15 protein-coding genes are annotated in these 19,252 nt (G+C 71.2%); 11 read left to right on the forward strand and 4 right to left on the reverse strand.

Annotated elements, in window-relative coordinates; all coding sequences use genetic code 11:
• The first annotated feature begins 63 nt into the window (after nt 1-63).
• Complete coding sequence (obgE, locus tag OG448_RS20460) at nt 64-1,509, forward strand: GTPase ObgE (protein WP_135794117.1); 1,446 nt, start codon at nt 64-66, stop codon at nt 1,507-1,509.
• A gap of 215 nt (nt 1,510-1,724) precedes the next feature.
• Complete coding sequence (locus tag OG448_RS20465; RefSeq protein ID WP_405555785.1) at nt 1,725-3,785, forward strand: glycosyltransferase family 4 protein; 2,061 nt, start codon at nt 1,725-1,727, stop codon at nt 3,783-3,785.
• 73 nt (nt 3,786-3,858) lie between these two features.
• On the opposite strand, the gene OG448_RS20470 is transcribed toward OG448_RS20465, so the two are convergent.
• Both OG448_RS20470 and OG448_RS20475 read right to left on the reverse strand, forming a co-directional pair.
• Nucleotides 3,859-7,422, reverse strand: a complete 3,564-nt coding sequence (locus OG448_RS20470) for a CDP-glycerol glycerophosphotransferase family protein (RefSeq protein ID WP_405555787.1) — start codon at nt 7,420-7,422, stop codon at nt 3,859-3,861.
• A 27-nt stretch (nt 7,423-7,449) separates the two neighbouring features.
• On the reverse strand, nt 7,450-9,681 hold the full coding sequence (locus OG448_RS20475; protein WP_405555789.1) for a CDP-glycerol glycerophosphotransferase family protein: 2,232 nt from the start codon (nt 9,679-9,681) through the stop codon (nt 7,450-7,452).
• Between the two features lie 347 nt (nt 9,682-10,028).
• Between OG448_RS20475 and galE the strand changes: the two genes are divergently transcribed.
• Nucleotides 10,029-11,003 carry a UDP-glucose 4-epimerase GalE gene (galE, locus tag OG448_RS20480; RefSeq protein WP_405555791.1) on the forward strand — a complete coding sequence of 325 codons (975 nt, stop codon included), beginning with the start codon at nt 10,029-10,031 and terminating at the stop codon, nt 11,001-11,003.
• An 80-nt stretch (nt 11,004-11,083) separates the two neighbouring features.
• Here galE and OG448_RS20485 read toward each other — a convergent pair whose 3' ends face one another.
• Complete coding sequence (locus OG448_RS20485; RefSeq protein WP_405555792.1) at nt 11,084-11,830, reverse strand: L,D-transpeptidase family protein; 747 nt, start codon at nt 11,828-11,830, stop codon at nt 11,084-11,086.
• 157 nt (nt 11,831-11,987) lie between these two features.
• Between OG448_RS20485 and proB the strand changes: the two genes are divergently transcribed.
• The 5 genes from proB (at nt 11,988) to OG448_RS20510 (ending at nt 16,842) form a co-directional block, all read left to right on the forward strand.
• Entirely contained in the window at nt 11,988-13,094 is a 1,107-nt protein-coding gene (gene proB, locus OG448_RS20490) for a glutamate 5-kinase (RefSeq protein WP_391292348.1), read from the forward strand.
• A gap of 160 nt (nt 13,095-13,254) precedes the next feature.
• Entirely contained in the window at nt 13,255-13,680 is a 426-nt protein-coding gene (locus OG448_RS20495; RefSeq protein WP_030815012.1) for a hypothetical protein, read from the forward strand.
• A gap of 73 nt (nt 13,681-13,753) precedes the next feature.
• Nucleotides 13,754-15,040, forward strand: a complete 1,287-nt coding sequence (locus OG448_RS20500; protein WP_405555794.1) for a glutamate-5-semialdehyde dehydrogenase — start codon at nt 13,754-13,756, stop codon at nt 15,038-15,040.
• A gap of 84 nt (nt 15,041-15,124) precedes the next feature.
• The gene (locus OG448_RS20505) at nt 15,125-15,685 is read left to right on the forward strand and encodes a hypothetical protein (protein ID WP_405555795.1); all 561 of its coding nucleotides are present in this window, start codon (nt 15,125-15,127) and stop codon (nt 15,683-15,685) included.
• A gap of 89 nt (nt 15,686-15,774) precedes the next feature.
• Entirely contained in the window at nt 15,775-16,842 is a 1,068-nt protein-coding gene (locus OG448_RS20510; protein WP_405555796.1) for a hypothetical protein, read from the forward strand.
• Nucleotides 16,843-16,861: 19 nt separating this feature from the next.
• On the opposite strand, the gene OG448_RS20515 is transcribed toward OG448_RS20510, so the two are convergent.
• Nucleotides 16,862-17,950, reverse strand: coding sequence for a M48 family metallopeptidase (locus OG448_RS20515; protein WP_405555798.1), 1,089 nt, complete (start codon nt 17,948-17,950; stop codon nt 16,862-16,864).
• Nucleotides 17,951-18,049: 99 nt separating this feature from the next.
• Here OG448_RS20515 and OG448_RS20520 point away from each other — a divergent pair, with 99 nt between their 5' ends.
• The 3 genes from OG448_RS20520 (at nt 18,050) to nadD (ending at nt 19,239) form a co-directional block, all read left to right on the forward strand.
• Nucleotides 18,050-18,214 carry a hypothetical protein gene (locus OG448_RS20520; RefSeq protein ID WP_031183650.1) on the forward strand — a complete coding sequence of 55 codons (165 nt, stop codon included), beginning with the start codon at nt 18,050-18,052 and terminating at the stop codon, nt 18,212-18,214.
• Between the two features lie 127 nt (nt 18,215-18,341).
• Nucleotides 18,342-18,506 carry a hypothetical protein gene (locus tag OG448_RS20525; RefSeq protein WP_030814997.1) on the forward strand — a complete coding sequence of 55 codons (165 nt, stop codon included), beginning with the start codon at nt 18,342-18,344 and terminating at the stop codon, nt 18,504-18,506.
• A 55-nt stretch (nt 18,507-18,561) separates the two neighbouring features.
• Nucleotides 18,562-19,239 carry a nicotinate-nucleotide adenylyltransferase gene (gene nadD, locus OG448_RS20530; protein WP_391291742.1) on the forward strand — a complete coding sequence of 226 codons (678 nt, stop codon included), beginning with the start codon at nt 18,562-18,564 and terminating at the stop codon, nt 19,237-19,239.
• Nucleotides 19,240-19,252 lie beyond the last annotated feature (13 nt).

The raw sequence follows: 19,252 nt of genomic DNA on the forward strand, positions 1-19,252 counted from the left end.
GGCGGGTCCGCCTTTCGCGTGTTGACATAGGTATTACCCGTACTTTTCTGGAGGCACCGAACCATGACCACCTTCGTGGACCGCGTCGAACTGCATGTCGCCGCGGGTAACGGAGGCCACGGCTGTGCCTCCGTCCACCGTGAGAAGTTCAAGCCGCTGGGCGGTCCGGACGGCGGCAACGGCGGGCGGGGCGGCGACGTCATCCTGACCGTCGACCAGTCCGTGACCACGCTGCTCGACTACCACCACTCCCCGCACCGCAAGGCCACCAACGGCAAGCCCGGCGAGGGTGGCCACCGCTCCGGCAAGGACGGCCAGGACCTGGTCCTCCCCGTCCCCGACGGCACGGTCGTGCTGGACAAGGCCGGCAACGTGCTGGCCGACCTCATCGGCCACGGCACCTCCTACGTCGCCGCGCAGGGCGGCCGGGGCGGCCTCGGCAACGCGGCGCTCGCCAGCGCCCGCCGCAAGGCGCCCGGGTTCGCGCTGCTCGGTGAGCCCGGTGACCTCCAGGACGTCGTCCTCGAGCTGAAGACCGTCGCCGACGTGGCCCTGGTCGGCTACCCGAGCGCGGGCAAGTCCTCGCTGATCTCGGTGCTCAGCGCCGCCAAGCCGAAGATCGCGGACTACCCCTTCACCACGTTGGTGCCCAACCTCGGTGTGGTGACCGCCGGTTCGACCGTCTACACCATCGCCGACGTGCCCGGTCTGATCCCGGGTGCCAGCCAGGGCAAGGGCCTGGGCCTGGAGTTCCTGCGCCACGTGGAGCGCTGCTCCGTGCTGGTGCACGTGCTGGACACCGCCACGCTGGAGTCCGACCGCGACCCGCTCTCCGACCTCGACATCATCGAGGAGGAGCTGCGCAGCTACGGCGGCCTGGAGGACCGGCCCCGCATCGTCGTCCTCAACAAGATCGACGTGCCCGACGGCAAGGACCTCGCCGAGATGGTCCGCCCCGACCTGGAGGCACGCGGCTACCGCGTCTTCGAGGTCTCCGCGGTGGCCCACACCGGTCTGCGCGAGCTGACCTACGCCCTCGGTGACCTGGTCGGCCAGGCGCGCGCCGCCAAGCCGCAGGAGGAGGCGACGCGTATCGTCATCCGGCCCAAGGCCGTGGACGACGCGGGCTTCACCGTCACCCGCGAGGAGCTGGACGGCGAGCCGCTGTACCGGGTGCGCGGCGAGAAGCCGGAGCGCTGGGTGCGCCAGACCGACTTCAACAACGACGAGGCCGTCGGCTACCTCGCCGACCGCCTCAACCGCCTCGGTGTCGAGGACCGGCTGACGAAGGCGGGCGCCCGCGCGGGCGACGGCGTGGCCATCGGCCCCGAGGAGAACGCGGTCGTCTTCGACTGGGAGCCCACCGTCACCGCCGGCGCCGAGATGCTCGGCCGCCGCGGCGAGGACCACCGCTTCGAGGAGGAGCGCCCGGCGGCCCAGCGCCGCAGGGACCGCCAGGCCGAACGCGACGAGGCGCAGAAGGAGTTCGACGACTTCGAGCCCTTCTAGGGAGCGAAAGTCAGCCACTCGGGCCGGGACGGCGGCGCCGGAAACCCCCTTTGAACAGGGTTTCCGGCGCCGCCCCCGGCCTTCGCGTTACGCCCGGTGAGGGCAGGTGACCGACATATGACCTCTTGGCGAGTAACCTTTTACCGCTTCTCCCCGTCTAGTCACCTGACTTGGAACAAGGGAGGCGCTCACGCGCCATGGGGGAAGAACACACAGTGAAGATCGCATTCCTGGTCCGCGACCTCTGCCACATGGGCGGGGTGGTGAGCGCGACCCAGAACCTCGCCGGGGCGCTCGCCGAGAGGCACGAGGTCGAGATCGTCGCGCTGCGCAAGGTCCGCGACGAGTCGTACTTCCCGCTGGACCCGCGGGTGAGGGTGCGGGCACTGACCGACCTGCGCCCGTACTCGCCCGTCTCGGACGTGGACGATCCGCTGGCCGACCGCTTCACGCTGGTCTACCCGCCGAACACCGGGGTGAAGAAGCCGGTGGTCAGCCGGCTGGCCGAGCTGCGGCTGCTGGAGTACCTCGCCACGACCGACGCGGACGTGGTGGTCAGCTCCAACCCGCGCATCACCGTGCTGCTGGCGCACGCCCAGGGGGGCTATCTGCGCGTCGCCCAGGAGCACTCGATGCCGCTCATCTACGCCGACGACATGAAGAAGAAGCTCTTCCCGGCGTACCTCCACCTGGACGCGCTGACCGCGCTCACCCCCGAGGAGACGGACAGCATCGCCGAGCAGGTGCCCGGCGTCCGCGACCGGCTCGCGGTGATGCCCAACTGTGTGCCGGCCGCGCCGGTCCGCTCGCGCGGGACCAACAAGGTCGTCATCTCCGCCGGCCATCTCACCGACAACAAGAACCACGTGCTGCTCGTCGAGGCGTTCGCGCGGGTGCACGCCGAGGCCCCGGACTGGACGCTGCGGATCTACGGCAGCGGCGCCGAGAAGGCCCGCCTGCGGGCCCGTATCCATGAACTCGGGCTGTCCAACAACGTGTTGCTGATGGGGCCGGCCGCGCCGGTGACGCCCGAGTTCGGCAAGGGCTCGGTCTTCGTGCTGCCCTCCAAGCGGGAGGCGTTCGGCAACGTCCTGGTGGAGGCCATGGCGGCGGGACTGCCCGTCGTCAGCACGGACGCCGACCACGGCCCGCGCAACGTCCTCACCGACGGCGAGGACGGCCTGATCGTGCCGTGCGGCGACGTGGACGCCATGGCGGAGGCCGTCCTGCGGCTGGTGCGGGACGACGAGCTGCGGCGGAAGATGGCCGAGGCCGCGGTGCGCGGCGCCGAACGGTTCCAGGAGACGGCGAGCCGTGAGCGGTTCGAGGAGATCCTCGCGCAGGCGTACGCCCGCAAGGAACTGCCCCGGCACGCCACCGTGCGCGTCGACGACCTGGGGAGCCTGCACATCGCGGTGGGCCCGCTGCCCGAGAGCGCCGAGGGCGCCGACCTGGTGCTGCGCAGGGAGGGCAAGGCGCCCGAGGAGCGCCGGTTCGCGCTGACCCCCGGTGGCGACGCGCTCGTGCCCTGGGACGGCGGACTCCCGCAGGGCACCTGGCAGTTGGCCCTGGCGACCCCGGCCGGCACCGAGGTGCCGCTGTCCGCCGACGGCTACGGGTGCGACACGCGGGACCTCCTCGCGGTCGAACTGCCCCGCACCGAGGGCCCATCGCTCGCGCTGCTGCTGCCCCACCGGGACCAGGACGGCCGGCTGCGGGTGCGCAGCGTGCTGCGCGCGACGCACGCCGAGGCCGGGCCCGTCGAGGTCGACGAGCGGGCCCTGCGGCTGCGGGCCTCCCTGTGGGGAGCGGCCGTCGGCGAGGGCGCGGTGCTGGAGGCGGTGCACCGGCGCGACAAGAAGCGCGTGCTGGCCTTCCCGCTCCAGGACGCCGGGGACGGCACCGTCACCGCGGTCGTGGACTGCGCGGCCCTGGCGGAGGAGCACACCGGCGGGACGGGATCGGAGATCGTCTGGGACTTCTGGGTGCGCCCGGCGGCCGGTGCCGAGCGGGTGGCGCTGGCGAAGCTGGCCACCGACGTGCTCAGCCCGATCGACGTGTTCGTGCTGCCCAGGCCCGTCCTCGTCACCGAGGAGCCCGTGGCGGGCGCTCTCCAGGAGCGGGCCTTCTCGCTGGGCGAGCGCGCCCTCCGGGAGGCCAAGCGGGTGCTGAAGCCGGCCCCGCGACCGCGGCCGGAGGTCCGCCGCCGGGAGACCGAGCTGCGGCCCTACTTCACCCTGACCGGCCAGTTCGCGGTGAAGACCGTCCGCCTCTGAGCAGACCGGGACGAAAAGGGGGCCGGGCCCGGAGGACATTCCCTCCGGGCCCGGCCCCTTCACGCGCTCGGGCTCAGATCTCCTTGGCCTGTTCCAGCATCCGGTCCACGACACGCGCCGAGGCGTGGCCGTCGTCCAGGTCGCAGAACAGGTGGTGGAAGCGGTCGAACCGCTCCTGGTACTCCGCGGACACCGTGTCGATGTCGCGGATCGCCGTCACCAGGTCCTCGGAGTTGTCGATCAGCGGGCCGGGCGAGTCCTGCTCGAAGTCGAAGTAGAACCCGCGCAGCTTGTCGCGGTAGTGCTCCAGGTCGTACGTGAAGAAGAGCATCGGCCGCTTGAGGTGGGCGTAGTCGAACATCACGGACGAGTAGTCGGTGATCATGATGTCCGCCGCCAGGTACAGGTCGGCGATGTCGGGGTACTCCGAGGCGTCGAAGACGAAGCCGTTGCCCGCGCCGGGCACCGCGTCGACCACGTTGGAGTGGCGGCGGATCAGCAGGACGTGGTCGTCACCGAGGCGGCGGCGCGCGTCCTCCAGGTCGATCCGCAGGTCGAACAGGTACTGGCCGGCGCTGTGCGACTGGTCGTCGCGCCAGGTCGGCGCGTACAGCACGACCTTCTTGCCCTTGGGGATGCCCAGCGACTCCCGGACCTTGTCCGCGATCTTGTCCTTGTCCGGGGAGTACAGGTAGTCGTTGCGGGGGTAGCCCGCCTCCTGGATCTCACCGTCGTAGGAGAAGGCGCGCTTGAGGATCGGCGTGGAGAAGCGGTTGGAGGAGACCAGCAGGCTCCAGTTCTTCGCCTCCAGCGCCAGCCGGTTCTGGTACTCGCGGTCGAAGTAGAGGGTCTCGATGTCGTGACCGATCTTCTTCAGCATGGTGCCGTGCCAGGTCTGCACGATGACCTGGCCGGGGCGGCGCTCCACCCACTCGGGCAGGTGCCCGTTGGTGACGATGTAGCGCGAGGTGGCCAGCGCCTCGAACCACTCCCGGCCCCACATGCGGACCTTGTCGGCGGTGGGCGGCAGGACCACCTGGCCGTCGCGCACGGCCCACAGGAACTTCATGTCGCTGCCCCGGCGCAGCAGTTCCTCGTGCATGGCACGCGGGCTGTCCGAGTACTGCTTGCCGTTGTAGCTGAGGAAGAACACCTGGTCGCGCAGCGGCTGCTCGCGCCCGGGCTCGTACACCTCGCGGCGCAACTGGAGCATGCGGTACGGGCCGCGCTCCAGGTCGGTCAGCTCCGAGCGGCAGTTGAGCTGCGGGAAGTCGCCCCAGCGGCTCTCGAACCAGTAGCGACGGCCGCCCAGTTCGGTGTGGAGCGGGAACTGCGCGGAGGCGAGCCGGTCGATGACGAACTCGGCGTCCGGCACGGTCTCGCTCTCGCTGCGCAGCAGCAGGTTCCAGCGGCCGGCCTTCAGCGGGACCCCGCCGGAGCCGCCCATCACGGACGGGTCGAAGGAGACGGTGAAGGTGCCGTCGTCCGCCCAGTCCACCGACGCCTTGCGCTCGTCGAAGCGGTTGCTGGCCTTGAGCACCAGCTCCGAGCCGATCAGCTCGCGGGAGGCGCGGCCGCCGACCGCGATCCTGCCTTCCCGGACGGCGACCGAGGTCAGCACGGCCCGGCGCACGCGGCCGACGATCTTCAGGTAGCCGTTGTTGCCGGAGATCAGGGCGACCTCGCGGTTGGCGCCGGCCGCGCCGAAGGACTCGGGCACGTCGGCGGAGAGGTCCGCGAGGCCGTCGCTCATGACACTGCCGAACTGGCGCTGCGTCCCGTCCGGGGACTTGGCCAGCAGCGCGACACTCCACAGCCGGCGCTCCGGCTGGGCGTGGTCGTCGATGTCCTCGCTGGCCAGCAGCACCACGTCGGACAGCGGCACCCGGCTCTGGAACGTGGTGCGCTGACCGGCACGGCCGACGTCGATCGGGTACCAGCGGACCTCGCCGCTCTTGGCGTTGGTCAGCCGCAGCGACAGCTCCTCGCCGGACTTCAGGTCGGTGCGCAGCTCGCCGTCGATCTCGACGGAGTCCGCGGTGATCCGGCGGTCGGTGATCAGCGCGCGCACCTTCTCCACGCGCAGCTTGAGCGCGCCGCGCTCCACGACCGGCAGCATCCGGAAGTCGTCGTCGAGCCACTGGTACGGCGCGAAGTTGGCCGCCGCGCCGCCGCGGGCCCACACCGCGCTGCGGCGCACCAGGCCGGAGGCGTAGACGTTGATGCCGACGTGCCACAGGCCCTCGCGCCAGGCGCCGCCCTTGCGCAGCTTGGCCGGGTCCAGCTCCAGCTCCCAGCCGGCCCAGTCGTAGTTGTAGCGCTTCTGGCCGGAGTCGGTGGTGGTCTCCGGGCGGTAGATGTTCTTCGCCGGCAGGAACATGCGCTGGCGCGAACCGGACCGCTTGAGCTGGACGACCTTCAGGCTGCTCCGCTTGGCCGACATGTCGATCTTGTCGATGTAGGCGTCGCCGGACAGCAGCAGCTTGCCGTTGCGCCAGGTCGCCGAGCGCAGCGGGGCGCGCAGACCGAGGTCGCCGTCGATGCGCAGCGCCGCCTTGGGCAGCTCGAAGCCGCTCTCCTGAAGCGTGCGGAAGCTGGCGTACTTGCGGAAGGTGCCGGAGACCTCGACCGGGTCCTTGCGGCGCTGGGAGGCCAGCAGGGCGATCAGCTCGGGCATGGCGTGCTTGCGCACCAGCAGCCACTGGACGCGCAGGTCCGTGGGGAGCGCCATGACGATCTTCGGGTCGATGGTGTCGAGGAAGCGGTTGGTCGCCTCCAGGAACGCCTCGTGGAACTCGGCGGTCGCGTCCGGCACGACCCGCAGGAACAGGCGCAGGTCGTCGCGGAGCACGCGGTCGTCGTACTGGCGCTTGTACTCGGCGAACTCGGCGCCGGCCTGCTGGGCGAGGTAGTCGCTGACCATGCTGACGGCGGTGACCCGGTCGCGGATGGCCTGCGGCTCCCGGCGGCGCTGGGTGATCGACGGGGCCGACTCGCCCTCGCGCAGCCGCCAGAAGTAGGTCGGCTCGCCGATGATGTCGATCGCCTCGGCCTTGTAGTGCGCCGGGAGCACCACCGGGATGTCCTCGTGCAGGATGCCCTCGGGGAAGGTGAAGCCCTGGCCCTCCCAGAAGGTCCGGCGGAAGACCTTGTTGCAGGCGATGCGGTCGGCGACCAGCTTCGGGATCTTCGAGATGTGGGTGCGCTTGCGGGCCTCGCCGGCCAGCATCTTCAGCAGCGGCACCTGCCAGGAGCGCTCACCCTTGAGGTGGAAGACGTTTCCGGTGGCGAAGTCCGAGCCGGTCTCGTCCAGGCTGTTCACCATCAGCCGGTAGGCGTCCGGCGGGATGACGTCGTCACTGTCGACGAAGGTCAGGTACTCCGCGTCGGCGGACATGTGGGCGATGCCCGTGTTGCGGGCCGCGCCGAGACCGGCGTTCTCCTTGCGGATGAGGTGGAACCGCTCGTCGCGGGCCGCGTACTCGGCGGCTATCGCGGCCGAGTCGTCGGGCGAACCGTCGTCGACCATCAGGACCTCGAGGTCCTGGAAGGTCTGCGCCGCCAGCGAGTCGAGGCAGGCGGGCAGGTAGCGCTCCACGTTGTAGATGGGAACGATCACACTGAGCCGAGGGGCCATGGTCTGGTTGTCTCTCCTCATGAGTGGTCAGGCCCGCTCGAGCGGTTCGAGCGCCTGCGGGGGAGTCGGTGCGTGGTGACGGTCGGCGAACGGGACGAGGGGCAGCATGCCCTCCTCGCCGAGGAAGACCCGGCGCACCACCCGCTCGGCCGCGTGGCCGTCGTCGAATTCGCAGTAGCGCCTGCGGAACCGGTCACGGTAGCGGGCCGCCTCCGGCCCGTCGTACTCGCCCGATTCGAGGAGCCTGATCAGCTCCGCCTGCGAGGTGGCCACCGCACCGGGCGGCTCCTCCATCAGGTTGAAGTAGGTGCCGCGCACCGCCGAGTAGATGTCCCAGTCGGAGGCGTAGATGATGACCGGCCGGTCCAGCACCGCGTAGTCGAACATCGCGGAGGAGTAGTCCGTGATCAGGGCGTCCGCGGCGAGGTACAGCTCCTCCACGCGCGGGTGGCCCGAGACGTCGACGATACGGCCGCTGCGGCGCAGCTCCTCCACGTGCGGGGAGTTGCCGTAGAAGTAGTGGCCGCGCACCATCAGCGTGACGTCCGGGCCGAGTTCGTCGGCGAGCCGGACCAGGTCGAGGCTGGGGGTGAAGCCGGCCTGGTACTCGCGGTGGGTCGGCATGTAGAGGAACGCCCGCGTGCCGTCGGCCAGTTCCAGGGAGGCGCGGGCCCGCCGCACGTCCTCGGCGGTGGCGTTGACGAGGATGTCGTTGCGCGGGTAGCCGGTCTCCAGCGAGACGTACGAGCAGGGGTAGACCCGCTCCCACACCGTGGTGGAGAACCGGTTGGAGCTGAGGCTGAAGTCCCAGCGGTCGCAGCGCTCCAGGAGCTTGTCGAAGCTCATGTTGGTGGACGCCGGGTACTTGCGCTGGTCCAGGCCCATGGTCTTGAGCGGGGTGCCGTGGTGGGTCTGGAGGTGGATCTGGCCCTCGCGCTTGACCACGCTGTCCGCGAAGTTCACGTTGTTCACGAGGTACTTGGCGCGGGCCAGCACCGACCAGTACTCGCGCGAGCCGACCCGCACGAACTCGTGTCCCGCGGGCACCCGGTCCACCGCGTCCGCCTGGACCGCCCACACCCGGCGCACGTTCGGTGCCAGCCGGGCGAGTTCGGCGTCGATGGCCGCGGGGTTGCAGGAGACGCTGCGGCTCCAGTAGGCGGAGAACAGCGCCAGGTTCTCGTCCAGCGGCAGCTTGAGCTGGGACTGGTAGAACACGCCCATCGCGTTGCGCTTGGACTGGTTCAGGGTGGTGCGGGCCCGGCGGCGGACCGCCTGGCGGAGCTTCACCGCGCCCAGCGCGCTCGCCATCGTGAGGTACGAACCCCGCTCCAGCATCGCGTACTTGTGGCCGAGGTTGCCGCCGGGCCGGGCGAAGCCCCTGGGCAGCCGGGCGCGGTAGTCGGCGGAGGCGCGGCGGAAGAACTCGGCCCGCGCGTTCTGCGGCAGCCGGCCGGGCTTGGTGAGGACGGTGAGGTAGTGGTCGGTCATCTTGCGGAACAACGGCCCGCGCCACTGGTCGAGTTCGGGGTGCGCGTCCAGGAAGTCGAAGATGCGGCCGTACTGGTCGAAGACGTCGAAGTGCTTGCGGCTGACCGTCTTCAGGATGTTGCCGCCCTCGCGGCGCTGGCGGTACATCACGCAGACCCGGTCCAGCAGGGCGATGTGCTCGGCGCTGATCATCGAGCAGAACGTCCAGGGGGCGTCCTCGTAGTAGCCGGGCGGGAAGCTCAGGCCCATGCGGAGAACGAAGTCGCGGCGGTACGCCTTGTTCCAGACGATCTGGAGCAGGTCCAGCAACTGCGGACGCTCGGACAGCGGGAAGGACTCCGGGCCGTCGGGGCGGAGCAGGGCGGCGCGCTGGTTGGGGAGGATTCTGCCGTCCCAGTAGCTGCGCGCGTAGTCGTAGACGAGTATCTCCGGGTCGCCGGCGGCCTCGAGCCGCCCGGCTATCGCCCGCAGCGCGCCCTCGGTGAGGGTGTCGTCGCTGTCGAGGAACAGGAGGTACTCGCCCGTCGCCTTCTCCATGCCCGCGTTGCGCGCACGGCCGAGGCCCACGTTCTCCGTGAGGTGAATCACGTGAATTCGGGGGTCACGCTCGGCGTACTCGTCCAGAATGGCGCCCGAGGCATCCGGGGAACAGTCGTCGACGGCGATGACCTCGAAGTCCGGAAAGTCCTGTTCGAGGATCGAGTCGAGGCACTCCGCGAGGTACGCCTGCACCTTGTACGCAGGGACGACGAGAGAGAGTTTGGGCATCCTTTACAACCTGTTCCGAGAACCGATCACGTGAGTGTGGGCCGGGACCGGAGTGAACTCTGAGTGAACTCTGTCCGCCGACGGGCCCAAGCGTGCCGCCGCCACAGAGTACAAGGACCGGCAAGTCCCCATGATTGCGGCGGTGGGGCACCCGGAGCCGAAGCGGGGTGCGCCCTTTGCCAACACCCTCCCACAGCGCGAATCGTTCCCTCCGTTTCGTGAAGTGGTCCATCTCATATCTCCGCTCACGCCCGATTTCGGATTGTCCGTCACGGGATGTCGGATTCGATTTTCCCCGGGCCATCAAGGAGTCTGCTGCCGGTAATGAACTTCGAGGAGGCCCTGGAATGAGCTGGCTGGTCACGGGAGGCGCCGGGTACATCGGCTCGCACGTGGTGCGCGCGATGACGGCGGGCGGCGAGAGCGTCGTCGTGTACGACGACCTGTCGACGGGCAGTGCCGACCGGGTGCCCGCCGGGGTGCCGCTGGTGGTGGGCAGCGTGCTGGACCAGGAGCTGCTCGAAAGCACCCTCCGCGAGCACGGTGTGACCGGCGTGGTGCACATCGCCGCCAAGAAGCAGGTGGGGGAGTCGGTCGAGCGCCCGCTCCACTACTACCGCGAGAACGTGACGGGCCTGCAGACCCTGCTCGCCGCCATGACGGCCACCGGCGTGGAGCGGATCGTCTTCTCCTCCTCCGCCGCCGTCTACGGCATGCCCGACGTCGACCTCGTGACCGAGGACACCCCGTGCGCCCCGATGAGCCCCTACGGGGAGACCAAGCTCGTCGGTGAGTGGCTCATCGCGGCCGCCGCCCGCGCCCACGGTCTGCGCGCCGTCAGCCTGCGCTACTTCAACGTCGCCGGAGCGGCCGCGCCGGAACTTTCCGACGAGGGTGTGTTCAACCTCATCCCCATGGTCTTCGAGCGCCTGGAGGCGTCCGAGGCCCCCCGCATCTTCGGCGACGACTACGCCACCGAGGACGGCACCTGCGTACGGGACTACATCCACGTCCAGGACATCGCCTCCGCCCACCAGGCCGCCGCCGTCCGGCTGCGCGAGGCCGCCCCCGAGGGCACCTCGCTGGTCCTCAACATCGGCCGGGGCGAGGGAAGTTCGGTCCGCGAGATGGTGGACCGCATCCTCAAGACCACCGGGCACGAGGACCTCACCCCCGAGGTCACCGAGCGCCGCGCCGGCGATCCCGCCCGCGTGGTGGCCGCCGCCGACCGCATCCACGCCGAGCTGGGCTGGACGGCCCGGCACGGCCTGGACGAGATGATCGACTCCGCCTGGCAGGGCTGGCGCCACCGCCACGGCTGATCCCGGCACAGCGAGAAGCGCCGGTGCGGACCTCCGCACCGGCGCTTCTCGCTGTCGGGGTCACGCGGAATTCACGTGATTCACACCTTCAGATCCGCCTGGTCGCCCATCACCACGACCGGATGCTGCTTCGGGTCCAGCGTCCGCAGCAGATACTCCATGTCCGCCTTCGACTGGCTCACGCACGCCGAGGTACCGCTGCCGTGGTCCATGTGCAGCCAGATGCCGCCGCCCTTGGACTGCCCCTGCGGGCGCGTCTGGTCGTTGGGCGGGGTGCCCTTGACGCGGTTGTAGTCGATGGCGATGACGAGGTCGAAGTCGTGCCAGTACGACTTCTTCCAGTAGCGCGGCGCCTGGAAGGTGGCCGACTCGGTGTAGGGCAGCTTGGCCTTGGGCTGGGCCAGCACCCCGCCGGCGTCGCTCAGCGTGAACACCCCGACCGGGCTGCGCAGATCGTTCTCGTGGTGATCGGTCGTCCAGCCCTTGCGGCCGTTGTGGGTGGCCCAGGCGCGCTCCCGCGTCCAGGTCGACCCCTGCTTCGTGTACAGCGCCGCGTCCGAGTCCGCCGAGTTCCGCCCCTTGCCGGAGACGACCAGCACCTGCCGGGACTCCTCGGGCACGCGCTTCCACAGCCGGTCACCGACGCCCGGTACCCGCTTCAGGTCGGCCTCCGGGGCCCTTCTGTCGTCCTGGGCCCGCGCGGAACTCGCGTCCTTGTTCTCCGGGTTCTCCGGACCCCCGCACCCCGTCGCACCCAGGACGAGCAACGCCCCGCCCATCGCAGCCGCAACCGCTCGCACCGCACCGCCTTTTCGCATGGGCTCCATGGTCGCAGAACGTGCCCCGTCCGCACGCCGTACCTTCACCGCACCGGCCGTCCGCCTGCTGAAACCCGGCTGCACCGGCCTCCGGCATTCCCGTAGATTGCGGGCACACGGACCGGGGCGAGAGGACAGCGGGCAAGTGGCAAGCGCAAGGCAGACCGTGGGCGAGGCCCGGCGGATCGTCGTCAAGGTGGGGTCCTCCTCGCTGACCACCGCCGCCGGCGGACTCGACGCGGACCGCGTGGACGCGCTGGTCGACGTGCTGGCGAAGGTGCGCGGCGGCGGGGAGAAGGAGATCGTGCTGGTCTCCTCCGGCGCCATCGCCGCCGGACTCGCCCCGCTCGGGCTGGACCGCCGCCCCAAGGACCTCGCCCGCCAGCAGGCCGCCGCCAGCGTCGGCCAGGGCCTGCTGGTCGCCCGCTACACCGCCTCCTTCGCCCGCTACGGCGTCCGCGTCGGCCAAGTCCTGCTCACCAGCGACGACATGAGCCGTCGCGCCCACCACCGCAACGCCTCCCGCACCCTGGACAAGCTGCTCGCGATGGGCGCCTTCCCGGTCGTCAACGAGAACGACACCGTCGCCACCGACGAGATCCGCTTCGGCGACAACGACCGCCTGGCCGCCCTCGTCGCCCACCTCGTCCACGCCGACCTGCTGGTCCTCCTCTCCGACATCGACGGCGTCTACGACGGCGACCCCGCCCGCCCCGGCACCTCGCGCATCGCCGAGGTACGCGGCCCGGCCGACCTCAGCGGGGTGGAGATCGGCAGCGCGGGCAAGGCGGGCGTCGGCACCGGGGGCATGGTCACCAAGGTCGAGGCCGCCCGGATCGCGGCCGCCGCGGGCATCCCCGTGGTGCTCACCAACGCCGTGCACGCCGCCGACGCCCTCGCGGGCGGCGACACCGGCACCTGCTTCCACCCCACCGGCAAGCGCTCCGCGGGCCGGCTGCTCTGGCTCCAGCACGCCTCCACCCCACAGGGCTCCCTCACCCTGGACGACGGCGCGGTGCGCGCGGTGGTCGAGCGGCACAGCTCCCTGCTGCCGGCCGGGATCGCCGCCGTCACCGGCGAGTTCAGCGCCGGGGACCCGGTGGAGCTGCGGGACCGGGCCGGGCACGCGGTGGCGCGGGGGCTGGTGAACTTCGATGCCAAGGAGCTGCCCCAACTGCTCGGGCGTTCGACCCGCGAGCTGGCACGCGAGCTGGGCCCGGCCTACGAACGCGAGGTCGTCCACCGGGACGACCTGGTACTCCTGCACCCCTGACCGGCGGCCCGGCACCGGAAAAGCCGGGCAGGCCGGACGACCCCGGTGGGGGACGTTCCGTAAAACCGCCACGCGGAGCCCTGCGGCCTGCTCAACTTTGTCGCGGGGGCGTGTTGAAGGGACACGTCCCGTCAAGGGGCCATGCGTGAAGGAGGCCGTCGTGAGACGAGTCCGTCCTGGGGCGGCGTCCCGCGGTGCTCTCACGAGCGTCGCGGCCGGGGACACCTACGAGGAGCCCAAGGACCTGCCCCGCCTGTGGCACGTCACTCTCAGCGTCTCCGGGGAGCGCGTCCCCGTACAGGATCTGCGGCGGGCCCTGGAGCAGCTCGCCCACGACCACCCCTTCCTCCTGACCAGCAGATACGCCGGTGACCACGCGGAGATCCGGTACTGGGAGGAGGCCCGCGACCTGCACGACGCGGCCGCCGTCGCGCTGCGGCTGTGGGGCGAGCACCGGCAGACCGCCGGGCTGCCGCCCTGGGAGATCGTCGGCCTGGAGGTCATCGACCGCGAGACCTACCACCAGCGCATCGCCGAGGGCTACGGCCCCGCACCCGCCACCCCCGTAGGGGTCCACCCGTTCTGACGGGCTCCTTCTGCCCCGTCTCGCGGTGTGGAACAGCCCCGGAGGGCCCAGGGCCGCGCACTACCCTTCCCCCATGACCACGCTCTCCCCGTACGACTCCCTCTCGCCGGTCACGCAGGCCGCCTACCGGGCCAAGGCGGCCGCCGCCGACCTCGCGCCGCTCCCGCGCGCCGACAAGGACGACGCGCTGCTCGCCGTCGCGGACGCGCTGGAGGTCCGCACCGCCGAGATCGTGGCCGCCAACGCCCGCGACGTGGCCAAGGCGCGGGAGAACGGCACCAGCGAGTCGGTCGTGGACCGGCTCACCCTCACCCCCGAGCGGGTCCGCGCCATCGCCGCCGACGTGCGTGACGTGGCGAAACTGCCCGACCCGGTCGGCGAGATCGTCCGGGGCAACACCCTGCCCAACGGCATCGACCTGCGCCAGGTCCGTGTCCCGCTGGGCGTCGTCGGCATCATCTACGAGGCCCGGCCCAACGTCACCGTCGACGCCGCCGCGCTCTGCCTGAAGTCCGGCAACGCCGTCCTGCTGCGCGGCTCCGCCTCCGCCTACGAGTCCAACACCGCCCTGGTCCGGGTCATCCGGGACGCCGTCGGGGGCGCCGGGCTGCCCGCCGACGCCGTGCAGCTCGTGCCGGGGGAGAGCCGGGAGAGCGTGCGCGAGCTGATGCGCGCCCGCGGGCTGGTCGACGTGCTCATCCCGCGCGGCGGTGCCTCCCTCATCCAGACCGTGGTCAGTGAGTCCACCGTCCCCGTCATCGAGACCGGCACCGGAAACTGCCACGTCTACGTGGACGCCGACGCCGACATCGACATGGCGATCGATATCCTGGTCAACTCCAAGGCCCAGCGGGTCAGCGTCTGCAACGCCGCCGAGACCCTGCTGGTCCACCAGGACATCGCGGCCGCGTTCCTGCCCCGCGCCCTGGACGCGCTGGCCGAGGCCGGCGTCACCGTGCACGCCGACCCGCGTGTGCTGGCCCACGCCGAGGGCACCAAGGCGACCGTCGTGGAGGCCGTGCCGGAGGACTGGGAGACCGAGTACCTGTCGTACGACATCGCCGCCGCCGTGGTGGACTCCCTCGACAAGGCCGTCGAGCACATCCGGCTGTGGAGCTCCGGCCACACCGAGGCGATCGTCACCACCAGTCAGCAGGCGGCCCGGCGCTTCACCCGTCTGGTGGACTCCACCACCGTCGCCGTGAACGCCTCCACCCGCTTCACCGACGGCGGCCAGTTCGGCTTCGGCGCGGAGATCGGCATCTCCACCCAGAAGCTGCACGCCCGTGGCCCCATGGGCCTTCCGGAGCTGACCAGCACCAAGTACATCGTCACCGGCGACGGCCACGTACGCCCCTGAGCACCTTCACGAAGCGGCCACGGGACGACGGACGAATTTCCATACCGTCTGCCCAAATTGACCCCCCAGGTCTACTCTGGACCCGTGCCGGAGGACGTGGGGGGCACGCCGTTCCCTGACGGCTGGGAGCCCGACGACGACCACGACCGCGGAATGTCGGACGAAGAGTTCGCCTCCGTGGTGTTCGACGCGGCCTTCGTCGCCGCCGCCACCGTCCACGAGCCGACCGCCGTGGAACGCCTCCTCGCCGCCGCCGAGGCAAGGGCCGAGGCGTCCGAGACTGAGGCCCGCCGCACCCACGCTCCCGCCGATCCCTACGACGAGGGCTACGGCCCCGAGGGCAGCGGTTTCGGCCACGACCTGGACGACGACGACCTCGACGGCCGTTACGCCCACGACGGCCACGAGGGCCCGCTCGCGGGGCTGCGCTGGCACCGGCCCGTGGCCTGGCTGCTCGCCGTGGTGATGGGCGTCGGCATGGTCGCGCTGGCCTTCGCCGCCGTCTACCGGGGCGCCTCCGCCGGCAGCCGCGACCAGGTGCCCGCCCCCGCCTCCACCGGCCTCGGCCGGGACGGCGCGGCCGTGCCCTCCCTCACCGCCGAGCAGTCCCGGCCGGCCGTCTCCGCGATCCCGCCCACCCCCTGACGCCCGTCCGGCGTTTTTGGTGGGAACCTGTCAGAAGTTGTCGCGTGCCAGCGCGTTTACCCGAGGCCGCCGCGACCTACTCTGAAGGTATGGGCGGGCCTGGAGACCCACCGGAGGGCACACCCGAGGGCGCCCCCGGCGGTGCCGAGGACGAGTACCGATCCGTCGTGTTCGACGAGTCGTTCGTCCGCGCTGCCCGGCTCCAGGAGTCGTCCGCCCGCGAACGCGTCAGCGACCACGCCCCCGCCGTACGCCGCCGCCCGCCCATGCGCCGGGGCATCACCCGGCAGGCGATGGTGCTCCTCCTACTACTCGCCGTGGCCTTCGGCACCGCCGTCTTCATGGGCTTCCGCCACCCGTACGGCGCAGCACCCGTGAAGAGAGCCACCGAGCCGCTGCGCATCAGCGTCGTCCCGCTCGCCCCGCGCGGCCAGGTGCCCGGCGCCCCCGACGCCCGGACGCTGTACGCGCGCAGCCCCGCCGCCCGGTTCGCGGTGGGCCTCGCCGGGATGCCGCTGCCGCCCTCCCAGCCCACCGCGCACTTCTCCGACAGCCAGGTCCTCGCGGCCCTCGACACCGCCCGCAAGTACGTCCTGCACTCCGCGCTCGACCCCGACGTGCTCACCGGCCGCCAGGTACGCCCCGTCCGGGCCCTGATCGCCGCCGACCAGCTCGACCAGTTCGACCGGAGCATGGACGCCCCCGCCGCCGACGGCAGGCACGCGCCCACCGGCTGGATGGTCCGCTTCGACCCCGCCCGTACCGCCCTCGCCGACGACGACATCCGCACCCGGGGTGCCCTCAGGATCACCGAGACCGACGCGGCCACCCTCCAGGTCGTGGCCGACGGCACCTTCGTCTACGCCCTGCGCGCCGCCGGCACCGAGGGGAAGACCCCGGTCTCGCTGTTCACCGTGCGCCGCGAACTGACCTTCCGCTTCGACCGCGACACCCTGCGCATCGGCCAGACCCGGCTGACCTCCTCCAGCGCCCAGGCGGGCCCGCTCTCCTGCGACGCGGACACCAGCGCCTATCTGCGGCCCCTGCTGGCCGGCGAGCGCGCCAAGGCGGGCGGACCGCCGGGCACCGACCCCTACGGGACCGGCGCCCCGGCCCTGTGCGGCACGCTCGCCGACACCGCCCAGCCCCACGTGTGAGTGCCGGGCGGGCGGTGGATCAGCCCTCTGCCGGGGCGTCCTGCACGGGACCGTCCTTGGGGGGCTGACCCGTGAAGCCGTTGAAGCCCCGCTTCACCCGGCCGCCCAGGTCGCCCGCACCGCCCGCGAGGTCCGAGACCAGCCTCATCAACGGGTCCTTGCTGGTCCGCACCTCGCTGGCGTAGCTCGCGGCGGACTGGCGGAAGGACTCGCCCACCCGGGCGTCCTTGTCCTCCTCGCGGCGCGGGTAGTGGCCGTCCATGATCCGCTGGAAGTCGCGCGAGTCGGCCCACTTCTTCAGCTCGGCCGCCCGGATCGTGGTGAAGGGGTGCGAGCGGGGCAGCACGTTCAGGATCTTCAGTACCGAGTCCCGCAGGTCGCCCCCGGCCTCGTACTCCTCGGCCTGCTCCAGGAAGGCGTCCACGTTCATCTCGTGCAGGTGGTTGCCGCCCGCGATCTTCATCAGGCCGCGCATCGACGCCCGCAGGTCCTGGCCCACCAGCAGCCCGGCCCGGTCGGCCGACAGCTCGGACTTGCGGAACCACTCCCGCAGCGCCGTCACGATCGCCATGATCGCCACATTGCCCAGCGGAATCCACGCCACCTTCAGCGCCAGCGAGGTCAGGAACAGCAGCACCGTGCGGTACACGGAGTGGCCGGACAGCGCGTGGCCCACCTCGTGGCCGACGACCGCCCGCATCTCCTCCTCGTCCAGCAGCTCCACCAGACCGGTGGTCACCACGATGACCGGCTCGTCCAGGCCGATGCACATCGCGTTCGGCTTCGGGTCCTGCGTGACGTACATCGCCGGGACCTTCTCCAGGTCCAGGATGTAGCAGGCGTCGCGGAGCATGTCGCTCAGGTGCGCGAACTGGCGGTCGGAGACCCGCACCGAGTCGGACAGGAACAGCAGCTTCAGGCTCCGCTCGGGCAGCAGCCCGCTCAGCGCCTTGAACACCGTGTCGAAACCGGTCAGTTTGCGCAGCGCCACCAGCGCGGAGCGGTCCGCCGGATGCTCGTAGGCGCGCGAGGAGATCCCCGGAAAGCGGCTGCGGTGCCGGCCCGGCACACGCTCGTGGCCGGCCTGCTCGTGGCGGTCGTCGGACATGTCTTCCCCCTGCGTCTCGGAAACCCGCTGCGCCCCCCGGACCGGGCCCAGCCTAGGCGGATATACCGTGGACGGGCAGCACCCCTAAGGAGCCATGTCATGGAGCACCACCCCGCAGCCGCCTGGCTGACCGAGGCCGCGTCGAGCGCCGTCCAGCAGCAGGGGCCGGGCAACCTGCTCCGGATCGTGCTGATCGTGATGGTCGTCGGCTGCGCGCTGACCGGCTGGTTCCTCCTGCGCGGTTACAAGCAGAAGGACGACTGACGCCTCCCTGAGGTTCCCGTGGGCCCCGCACGCCCCTTTGCCGGAGTCGGCGTGATCGCCGAGGGGGTGCCCGCTTACGATGGGCAGACGTCTTTATCCCGCCCACACGCGATAGGTCACGCTGAAGATGAGCCTCCACAGCACCGCTGCCCAGTTGGTCACTCTCGCCGCCGAGGGCGCAGAGCACGGCGGCAACCACAACAGCCTCAACCCCGCGATCACCGGCGGCGGCGCCCTGTTCATCCTGCTGCTCCTGCTGTGGATCACCACCCGCTTCAACCGCGACCGCTGAAGCCCGGCCGGTCCCCGGCGAGAAGCCGCAGGCCGGGCCGGTAGGGTCTGCACGCATGGGAGAGCAGGACATGCCTACCGGTCCGGCGGAGGGCACCGTGGACGATCCGGCACGGGACTCGGCGGACCACGGCCCCGCCCGCACGGGCCGCCGCAGGCTCGGCGTCATGGGCGGCACCTTCGACCCGATCCACCACGGGCACCTCGTGGCGGCCAGCGAGGTCGCCGCCCGGTTCCGGCTGGACGAGGTGGTGTTCGTGCCCACCGGCCAGCCCTGGCAGAAGTCGCACCGAAACGTCTCTCCGGCCGAGGACCGCTATCTGATGACGGTCATCGCCACCGCCGAGAACCCGCAGTTCTCCGTCAGCCGCATCGACATCGACCGCGGCGGCCCCACCTACACCGTGGACACGCTGCGCGACCTGCGCGCCCTCAACCCCGACACCGACCTGTTCTTCATCACCGGTGCCGACGCCCTCGCCCAGTTGCTCACCTGGCGCGACTCCGAGGAACTCTTCTCCCTCGCCCACTTCGTCGGCGTCACCCGCCCCGGCCACCAGTTGACCGACGCCGGCCTGCCCGCGGGCGGTGTCTCCCTGGTCGAGGTGCCCGCGCTGGCCATCTCCTCCACCGAGTGCCGGGCGAGAGTCGCCAAGGGGGACCCCATCTGGTACATGGTCCCGGACGGGGTCGTCCGCTACATCGACAAGCGCGAGCTGTACCGCGGCGAGTGAGCCGAGAGGGGCA

It is taken from the genome of Streptomyces sp. NBC_01171 (assembly GCF_045039805.1).
GTDB lineage: Bacteria > Actinomycetota > Actinomycetes > Streptomycetales > Streptomycetaceae > Streptomyces.

Coding starts and splice junctions, on each gene's coding strand:
- OG448_RS20500 (WP_405555794.1), top strand. CDS start 13,754: ATGACCACGCTCTCCCCGTACGACTCCCTCTCGCCGGTCACGCAGGCC.
- obgE (WP_135794117.1), top strand. CDS start 64: ATGACCACCTTCGTGGACCGCGTCGAACTGCATGTCGCCGCGGGTAAC.
- OG448_RS20475 (WP_405555789.1), bottom strand. CDS start 9,681: ATGCCCAAACTCTCTCTCGTCGTCCCTGCGTACAAGGTGCAGGCGTAC.
- OG448_RS20470 (WP_405555787.1), bottom strand. CDS start 7,422: ATGGCCCCTCGGCTCAGTGTGATCGTTCCCATCTACAACGTGGAGCGC.
- nadD (WP_391291742.1), top strand. CDS start 18,562: ATGGGAGAGCAGGACATGCCTACCGGTCCGGCGGAGGGCACCGTGGAC.
- OG448_RS20515 (WP_405555798.1), bottom strand. CDS start 17,950: ATGTCCGACGACCGCCACGAGCAGGCCGGCCACGAGCGTGTGCCGGGC.
- OG448_RS20510 (WP_405555796.1), top strand. CDS start 15,775: ATGGGCGGGCCTGGAGACCCACCGGAGGGCACACCCGAGGGCGCCCCC.
- galE (WP_405555791.1), top strand. CDS start 10,029: ATGAGCTGGCTGGTCACGGGAGGCGCCGGGTACATCGGCTCGCACGTG.
- OG448_RS20520 (WP_031183650.1), top strand. CDS start 18,050: ATGGAGCACCACCCCGCAGCCGCCTGGCTGACCGAGGCCGCGTCGAGC.
- OG448_RS20525 (WP_030814997.1), top strand. CDS start 18,342: ATGAGCCTCCACAGCACCGCTGCCCAGTTGGTCACTCTCGCCGCCGAG.
- OG448_RS20485 (WP_405555792.1), bottom strand. CDS start 11,830: ATGGAGCCCATGCGAAAAGGCGGTGCGGTGCGAGCGGTTGCGGCTGCG.